The 9,013-nt window shown below is 65.3% G+C and carries 6 protein-coding genes; all 6 read right to left on the bottom strand.

The window, feature by feature from the left end; translation table 11 throughout:
* The coding region (locus FJY88_09580) for an FHA domain-containing protein (GenBank protein MBM3287580.1) at window positions 1-439 on the bottom strand (439 nt) is incomplete at its 3' end.
* Between the two features lie 36 nt (window positions 440-475).
* Window positions 476-1,681, bottom strand: a complete 1,206-nt coding sequence (locus tag FJY88_09575; GenBank protein ID MBM3287579.1) for a hypothetical protein — start codon at window positions 1,679-1,681, stop codon at window positions 476-478.
* Window positions 1,593-3,002, bottom strand: a complete 1,410-nt coding sequence (locus FJY88_09570; GenBank protein ID MBM3287578.1) for a serine/threonine protein kinase — start codon at window positions 3,000-3,002, stop codon at window positions 1,593-1,595. The genes FJY88_09575 and FJY88_09570 overlap by 89 nt, the downstream gene beginning before the upstream one ends.
* 13 nt (window positions 3,003-3,015) lie before the next feature.
* On the bottom strand, window positions 3,016-4,158 hold the full coding sequence (locus FJY88_09565; protein MBM3287577.1) for a hypothetical protein: 1,143 nt from the start codon (window positions 4,156-4,158) through the stop codon (window positions 3,016-3,018).
* A 10-nt stretch (window positions 4,159-4,168) separates the two neighbouring features.
* Window positions 4,169-5,632, bottom strand: a complete 1,464-nt coding sequence (locus tag FJY88_09560) for a tetratricopeptide repeat protein (protein ID MBM3287576.1) — start codon at window positions 5,630-5,632, stop codon at window positions 4,169-4,171.
* The coding region (locus tag FJY88_09555; protein MBM3287575.1) for a hypothetical protein at window positions 5,604-9,013 on the bottom strand (3,410 nt) is incomplete at its 5' end. The genes FJY88_09560 and FJY88_09555, both read right to left, overlap by 29 nt.

Raw genomic sequence — 9,013 nt, 5'->3', positions numbered from 1 at the left:
TGGGCGCAACCCAGTAAGGGTCGCTCTCGTCCGACGCGGGAGTCCCTGAGCTGACGGCCGGCGCGGCCTCGACCCCGACGGCTTGAGTTTCCGTCGACTCGGGGCGCTGCTGCGCTGCATCCGGCCTGCGCAACATCTGCGTCTCGCCGCCGCCGTTCTCTTCCAGCGCGACCTCGGTGCGTCCGAACGCCAGGATGTCGCCGCTTGAGACCCTGCGGCGGCGCATCACCTGCTCTCCGTTGACGTATGTGCCGTTCATACTACCCAGATCGATGACGTACCACGCGCTCCCGTTCCGGCGGAGCTCGGCGTGCTCCCGCGAGATGCCGACATCGGTCAGCAGAAGGTCGTTCTCGGGGCCGGAACCTACACAGACGCGCTCGCTCACGGCGTCCACGTCGAGGCCGGCACGGTTTCCATTCAGAATGTTCAGTTTCATGACATTGTCTCCCTCTACACTTCGGAGTGCCTGCAACTATCTCTCACCGGTTTGCTGCGAGGCCAGGAGTGGCGCGAGCTGCCGCATCCGGCGGCGCGCCTTCTCGAAGTCCGGAGATGTCTCCAGGGCCACCTGAAAGCTCTTGTACGCTTCGTTCATCTCCCCGCGATCGAGGAAGTCCAAGCCCCTCGAGTAGGCGAGAAGCGCCTGATAGCTGGCATCCTGCTTGGATGGCCCGGGGAGCGGCCGTTGGCAGATGAACTCGCCGGCCGGCTTGGCGATCTTCTCGACGAGCGCGAAGATCTTGGCAATCGTCCCTTCGGCCGACTGAGTCCAGACGACCTGGCTTGTCTCCGTCCTCACGAGGCGTACATCGATCCGAACTTTGTCCCCGATCCGGGTGAATCCCCCCATGAGAAGGAGCTGGGCGGCGATGAGCTTCCCCACAGTGACTGCCGTCTCCTGGTCGAATTCGCTGGTTCGCTGGAGGCCGATCTCCTTGCGGAGATACTCGAGACGCTCCCGTTCGACCACCACAAGGCATGTGTCGGCGGCAAGGCAGGTGATCATCGCGTCTGCCAGTCCTTGCCGAAGGGGATCCATGTCGTCGCGAGCCGTGACGGAGCTGTTCGTGAGATCGAGGACAGCGACTGATCTGATCCCGCGCCGTAGCGCAAGCTTGCCTTGATCATCCAGCACCCGGAAGTAGACCTGCAGGAGACCCGGCGGCACAGTGTCTGGATCGATCAAGAAGTCCGGTTCGAGCGCCAGAATCTCCTCGACGGCTGCGCGCGCCTTTTCCCGCTCGCCCAGTGCGATCCAGCAGGAGCCGAGGAGCTTCAATCCATCGACGCGCTCGGCATTGATAAGATCCTGCCGCGCGAGGTAGTCGTTCAGATGGCGGATCGCCTGCTCGAACAGCGCCCCGTAGTAACTCTCCTCGGCGACCTTGATCCCTTCGGAAGTCGAGGGTGCCTGGAGCTGCTGAGCGGCCAGCGAGGGCCGGGCGGGGAGCGTCGATACCAACGCGACGAGAACCACCGGACCCATCCGCATGAGTGTCGATCGAGCGTATCTATGAGACATCTTCAACCTCCGTCCCGCGCGTGCTTCTATCAGGAGAACGCCGTCTTCAATCCAGATACGGGGAGTCCTACGGACTTCTCGCGACCTGGAAACGGAACTCGAGCGTTTCGCCTGGCGTAGAAGGTCGCCGCTCGATCTCCGGTGGGTCGAACTCATAGCCCGAACATCGCAGCGAGATCGTGATCGGGACGCCAAGCGTGCACACTCGATCTAGTGTGAATGGCACATAGCGGTTGGTCGGGCTGCCGTCTAACATGATCTGGGCTCTCCCGGGGTTCTCGCCCGACTGACTCGGAAACACCACCCGCATGTGAATCGTGCCGGTTGTGACGCTGGCCTGGACCGGGGGTTTCGGGGCCGGAGAGGGGAATAGAGTCGAATCGGGGCGCTCAGGCCTTGGCTTGGGATCTTTGTCGTCGAGAACCACTGCGGTGTCGCGCGTACCGGGCACGGAAGCAGAATCAGTCGTAGGTGGGTCCTTGCCCCTCCCGTCCTGGTTCCCCTCGGTTAGCGGAGGAGGCCCTCCCCCCCGGCCAAGGATGTACCCGATGAGCACCACCCCGACAAGTAAGCCACCCGCCAGCACCGGCCACGCAGGCAGCGGTCTGCGCGCCCCCCCGATCGTCCGCGAGATCGCCTCGAGCTGCCGGCGAGTCTCTGCGGCCGTCGGTCTCTTGGCCGGGTCCTTCTGGATGAGCATAAGGAGGAGCGTGTTCAGGGACTCCGGGAGATCGGGGCGGATCGAGCGGGGGCTGCGGGGCGGCTCGTGGATCTGTCGGCGGAGCACATCCTCGGCGTTCGGCCCCTCGAAGAGCCGGTGCCCGGTGAACATCTCGTAGAGGACGAGGCCGAAGGAGTAGAGGTCGCTCGGCTTGTCGACCGGCTGGCCCTGTGCTTGCTCGGGGCTCACGAAGGCCGGCGTCCCGAACACCGGACCGGCCGCCCCACGCGGCTGCCCAGCTATCGCGGCGATTCCGAAGTCAGTCACGAAGGCCCGCCCCCGCGCGTCCACCAGGATGTTCTCCGGCTTGATGTCCTGATGGACGATTCCCTTCGAATGGGCGTACTCGAGGGCGGAGGCGACCTGGATCGCGATGCCGAGCTTGCGGTCCCCCGTCAGGGCCTGGCTCCTTAGAAGCTCGCCCAGGCTCGGCCCCTCGATGAAATCCTCGGCCATCCAGGCCAGTCTCTCGCCGGCGTTGTAGTCCGCGTCGTGGATCGCGACAACATTGGGATGCCGTAGCGCGGCGACCGTTCGCCACTCGCGCTGGAAGCGCACGAGATCCTCCGGAGCCATCTCGCGCCGCATCCAGAGAACCTTGATCGCCTCCCTGCGCGCGAGCTTGCGGTTGGTCCCGACGAAGATCACCTTCATGCCGCCGGTCGCGTGATGCTCGATCTCGGCATACTTCGCGCCGAGGAGGGCGCGCACGCGCGTCAGAAGCGCGGCGACCTCGGTGGAAGTGATCGGCGTCATCTCCAACACCCTCTCAGAAGTCCACCATGAGGGAAACGGCCCCGGCGAGACCCGAGAGGTCGCTCTCCCCCGGGTTAGTCAGTTCAGGTGCCGCCTGCTCGAGCCGTCCGAGCCCGTAGCGTCCTTTGACCTCGAGGCCCGCCCGAGGGCTGAGCCGCATCACCGTCGCGAGTCCTAGATCCACGCGACGCGCCTTTCCCTCGCCCCCATTCGTGCCGCGAAGGATGCGAAGGCCGACTGTCGGCGACACTTTGAGTCCGGAATGGGTTTCATACCGCATCCCTGCCTCCGCGTAGTACTCCCCCCGCAACGTGCGGGACTCGCTCTCGCTCAGGCCGTCACCGCCGACCTCCTTTGTGTCGCCGAAGGAGACCAGGCAGAGGGAGCCCCAGAGCGACGTCTGCGCCCATCGATGGAGCAAGGTCATCTGGCCGTCGTACCGGTCTCCCGCTTCATAGAAGTCGACCGCGTCATACCGGTCGGCTTGATACAGGATGGCTCGCACGCTCCCGCGCCATAGCCATGCCGGGTTGCTCAGGTCGATGCCTCCCGCGAGCGACACCTGATCTCCGGGCTCGTAGGTCTCCGTCTCCTCCCTGATCGTGTACCCGCCCTTGAGGAGGTATCCTGCGCCGAGGCCGACGGCCGCCGGCCCCGCATTCGTCGCGAAAGAGACCCCCAGATCGACGTCGAATCCCCCCCCAAGCCGATTCCCGTCGAAGGAGAGGGCTCGTGACGCGAGCGCCTGTGCCAGCGGAAGTTCCTCGGCAGACAGCTCCGTCGTTCCCGTCGGGCCGTTCAACCCAACGCGCATCAACAGGCGATCGCCTACCCGGTAGGTCAGACGCAGTTTCGTGTCGAGCATCCCGCTCAGGTTCTTCGCCGCGCTCCCCGCTTCCGTCTGCGGTCCGCTCCACGAGGCACCCGCGTAGCCCGTAGTCACCTCCGCGTCGACACCCGGCATCAGCGTGAGCCCGAGGGAGAGACGGGTGGTCATCTCACCAACAACCGCATCCCCGCCGATTCCCTCCATCTCCCACGTCCAGCGCTCGTACCTCGTGTCGAGCCGAACTCGGCCTCCCCCCTCGCAGGGGGATACGAGAAGGAGATGGACCGCCAGGGCCAGACCAACAGTAGAGAGAAGTTGCGTCTTCATGACCGCCTCGTCACATCCCGCTCGGGGGCGGAGGTGGATCGGGAACCAGCGGCGGCGGTTCCGCCGGCGGCGGCGGAGGTTCTGGGATCTGATCGGTGGGCGGGACGGGAGAGACTTCGTTGGGATCCAGCGGCCACAGGCCGGAGCCGACCAGACGATCCGTCTCCGCAAGTCGATCTTGCGTTTCATCGGCGTCTGGTCCCGTCCCGCCGCGGCCTAGGAGATCGCCCTCCGCAGTCTCCTCTAGCCCTCCGATCGTGGCGTCCGCAGCAGGCAATGCGTCCAGAGCATCGTTCGCCAGGCTGAATCCTGCGTCCTCGGCGAGCGCCTCCTCATAGGCGGCCTTCGCCTCATCCACGTCGCCCACCCGTTCTGCCATGAGCCCCTTCCCGTAGGCGAGCATGGCGCTCAGCTTCCTGGTTGGGATCTGCTGGATCTCCGCCCTCTCAAGGGCGTTCGGAGTGATGCCGAGCCTTTGGATCAGACTGAAAACCAGATCCTTCTCCACACTGAAGAAAGCAGACACCTCCCCGCCGGCCGAGATCCCGGGCATCGTCTCGCCAGTCTCGGTGTCGATCACGCCAAGCTCGATGCGGATCGCGTCTCCCCCCGTTCCGATGAGACCACCGCTCACAACCCTGCCGGCTCCCAGCAAGTGGCCCACCTGCGGAGCGGTCTCGGGATCGATCCCGGGCAGGTGCAGCTCGGTCAGGATCGCGTCCAGCCGAAGGCGCTCGACCACTCTCAGACTCCGCAGCTTCGCCAGGTCCGTGGTCAGCCACTCCGCCATGGCCAGGCCCAGCGGCGCGTATTCCTGCTGTGCGTGACGGACATCGAGAGGGGAGAGGGCGATGCACTCCGGCGATCCTCTTGTGCTCAGCGTGTCCTCCCCGGCGATGCGCTTCCGGGCGTCGACGAGGATCTGCTTGCGCACGAGCTGCTTCAGCCTCTCCTGCATCAGCTCCCGGTAGCGCGTGAACCTCCTCACTTCAGCGCTTCGCTGGAACGTCGCGATCGCATCCTCGATCTCGCTGTTCTGTTCGTGCGCGGACCCGAGGTAGTAGAGGGCGGCCCCGTCACCCGGCAGGCAGACCGCCGCGGCACTCAGGTGCTCCACCGCTTCCGGGTAGCGGCCCGCCTTGAAGAGGGCTATCCCGAGGTCGCGCCGCACCATGCAGTCGCCCGGTCTCCGCTCCAGCTCGAGGGAGAGGAGCCGAGCAGCCTCGGCATAGTTGCGGGACTTCAGCTCCAGCCGCCCCTCTTGATGCATGCGCCCCCCCGTGGTGGCGCAGCCCGAGACCGCGATCAGGAGCGCGACGCGGAGCCCCCCGGTCAGCATTCCCCTCGCCCGACCGCTCAATAGCATCAAGCCTCTGCTCCTGAGAACCCGAGGAATCCGTGCCATCATCCCTCCAACAATGCGCTGACTTCGCCTTGTACGCACATCAGCGAACCACCTGGATGGAGCGCGCATCGGCTCCCGAAGTAGCCTGCACTCTCACGAAGTAGACGCCCGGGCTGATCGTACACTCCCGCGCGTTCCAGCCGATCTCGTAGACGCCCGGGTCCACGATGCTCCGCCAGAGCTCCCCGACGCGTCTCCCTTGCACATCGAAGAGATCGACGCGCGCGGGGCCGGGCTTCCCGACCCCGAATCGGATCGTCATTGGGCCTCGCGTCGGATTGGGGCCCAGAGCCTCGAACCCTGTCTCGACTGGCTCGAACAGCGCTCCGTGCCACGGCTCGCGCGAGAGCAGCACCTGGAAATCCCGCCCGGCTGCCGGCAAGAGGAACTCATAACGGTCGCCTCGCCTCAGATCTACTGCGCGGCGCGCGACCGGATCGATCAGATAGAGGTACTGCTCCGGCGACAGCGACCCAGAGCCCGACCATGCCAGGGAGGCCCATTCCGCATCGCCCGTGACGCGCAGCTCCCACTGCGCCGACTCCGCATCGTCCCCGACATAGTCCCTCAGGTACTCGGCCCAGGACCGATCAACATGGACAATCGCAAGCCGCACGCCGCCATCGACCATCGGCGGTTTCTCGACATCGTATCGATCGTATCCGCTCCCCGCGCCGGCCCTCGCCCCCACGACCACGCCCCCATCGCTCGCGGGGCCGCCACAGGCCGAGAATGTGAACGACCAGGCGGGAGCGGCCACGCCTCCGGCGCCGAGATCCCGGCGAACGCTCCCAGTCGAGCGGCTACTTCCGTTCCTCACATCCGACATCGGGCCCGATTCGTGTTGGGCCTTCGCGTTCACGCGAGGAGCGAATCGGAACGTGCAAGGTTCCGTGGCGAAGACGAAGTACCCGCCCCAAGGATTCCCATCGCTGGCCCACTCCTCCGGACCAAGGCTCTTCCAGGCACCGTTGTTCACCAGATCGCCCGATGGGTCGTCGTACCAGTGGATGACGGGACGCACCGGCCCTGTCGGAGTCCCAAACGGAATCAGATCGGAGCCACGCACAACCGCGCATGAGTCCCACGGGGGCGGCGACGAGAAGCCGGCAGGCCACCCAAGGATGTTCCAGCCGGCCTCCAATCCCACCGTGACCGTGTCGGGGAACTCGCATCCCACGACTCCGGGCCTCGACTCGCGCGCCGTGCAGAGCCAGTAGCCGCGGCCGATCTCTCCCACGGGATTCTTGACCAGCGCCCCCTCCTCGTAGCCGTAGGCGGCCCAGTTGACTGTTCCGGGGGTTCCCATCTCGCTCAACAGCGAAGAGAGAGCGCCTCCTTCCACGGCGGAGGGCAAGGAGAAGAGGAAGTACCTGCGGGAGGGGATGTTCGGCGAAAACTCCCTCCTCTGGCCCCCGCCGGTGGAGAAGCCCCAAGACCAGTCTCCACCGGAGACGCCGTTTCCGTCCCCATCGAGATGGTTTCCATCAAGATCCGTCACGGCATCCGTGATGACGCAGCTCACTGCCTCCATGCACGAAAAGTCCTCGGCTGGATCGAATCGCGCCTTGGTGCCGCTCGCGTCGAGCCATGTGATCGTACCGGCGTGCCTCCCCGAGCGTGACCCGGTGACCAGCCAGCTCGACCCGTCCAGGGTCTCTCGCGCGATCTCCTCGCTGAACTGAACCGTGAGAACGGACGCCATCCCGACGCCTCCTGCGCCGTTTGTGGGCTCCGTCTGCAACACAACGGGCGGAGTCGCGGGAACCCCACAACTCGTTCGGTAGACCGAGACTCCGTGCGCCATGTAGATGGTGTAGAGCAGGTCGCCCTGCCACCACCCTCGGTAGTGAATTCCGCCCTCCAGCCCGCAGGACCTCACGGGATTGACCGGGTCCGCCAAGCTATAGATCGAGAGCCCGAAGCCGCAAAGCAGGAGTTGATCCCCGGTGATCTGGATGGCGTCGGGATTGTCGATGCAGACATCAGTCATGATCTGGTTCACGAGCTGGGGGTTGTCCGGATCGGTGTAGTCGTAGATGTAGAGCGCGCAGTTGTCATCGGCCACATAGGCATGGCGATTGCGCACCGCAAGACCGCGCGGCTCCGTGGGCGTGTCGACCCAGGAGAGGGGGCGGGGGATGGGAGCTTGTCCGGGAACGTACTCGACGAGCCCCAGGGAGACAGTCGAGATCCCATAGATGAACGGGGCTTCATACACAGTCGCCACCGACGTCTCGTACTCTGGTAACGGCAGCTCTTCGACGATGAAGGGTTCTTCCGGATTCGACGCGTCTACAACGATGAAGCTTGGGCCGCCGCACGCGGCCACCATCCTCCTGGCGGGATCGAAGACCTCGATGTGACTGTCGCTCTCGCAGGCGACGGATCCGATCGGGACCGGATTGCCCGTCGCAGACAGATCGAAGGTCCGAACCTCGGACGCACCCGTGACGCCCCAGCCCGCAGTCACATCGATGACGTAGCCGAGATATCCATCGGGGTAGACGTCCGCGACCGCTCGCGGCGTGTGATCCGCACCCACCTCGAATTCCAGGAACCTGTAATCCGATGCCACGAAGGCCCTGTTCCCCAAGACGCCGATCCCTCTCGCATTGTCGGGAAGCGGGTAGACCGCCGGCTCGGGGAGGCATTCGCCTGAGTCGAGATCGAACGACCGCAGTCCGCCCCATCCTCCCGCGAGCAGAACATCGTCCACGAGGACGAGGGAAGTCTGCGGGTGCCACTGCGAGAAGGCGCCCGAGTACCTGCACAACTCCTCGAGGCGACAGGGTGGCGAGATGTCGTAGCACCGCGTCTCCCGATGGGACGCCCCACAGAAGTAGAGCCTGTCGCCCCTGACCGCGAAGCCCACCGGCTGCGGCAGGACCGGCGAGATGCGGGAAGCAGCGCAGAAGCGTGGCGACTCGATCTCATGGATGGAGTAGGCGACCAGCGAGTCCGTCCTCGCGACAAAGAGGAGCGTGTCGGCCACCGCGATGCCTCGCACCTCCGCAGCCAGGCGTATCGAGGCGATCCGCACGGGCGATTGCAGATCGGTCGTGTCCAGAATCAGGACCTCTGTGCTTCCACCTGCGAACAGGTACGGTGGATGCCAATCGAGTCCGCGGACCTGGCCTTCGATCGGGACGCTCGCCAGAACCGTGACGTTCTCGGGATCGCCAGCATCGAGCAGGTCGACGGAGCCGGCCTGGCCAACTGCAACAACATCTCCTCGGGCCTCCAACGGTGGGACGTACATGTAACCCACGGGATGGCTGCCGAGGAGGATCGGTTGCGCCGGGTTCTCGATTCCGTAGGTGCTGAGGTCGCCCAGCGCCCTGGCATATAGACGGTCCCCATCGACGGAGACTGCCCAGGCCCAATCGAGACGCAGACTGCGAACGACCTCCGGACGCATCGGGTCGCTCACATCGAAGACCAGGATCG

Source organism: Candidatus Eisenbacteria bacterium, from assembly GCA_016867495.1.
Taxonomy (GTDB): domain Bacteria; phylum Eisenbacteria; class RBG-16-71-46; order CAIMUX01; family VGJL01; genus VGJL01.
This window is presented reverse-complemented; position numbering and strand designations above follow the sequence as displayed.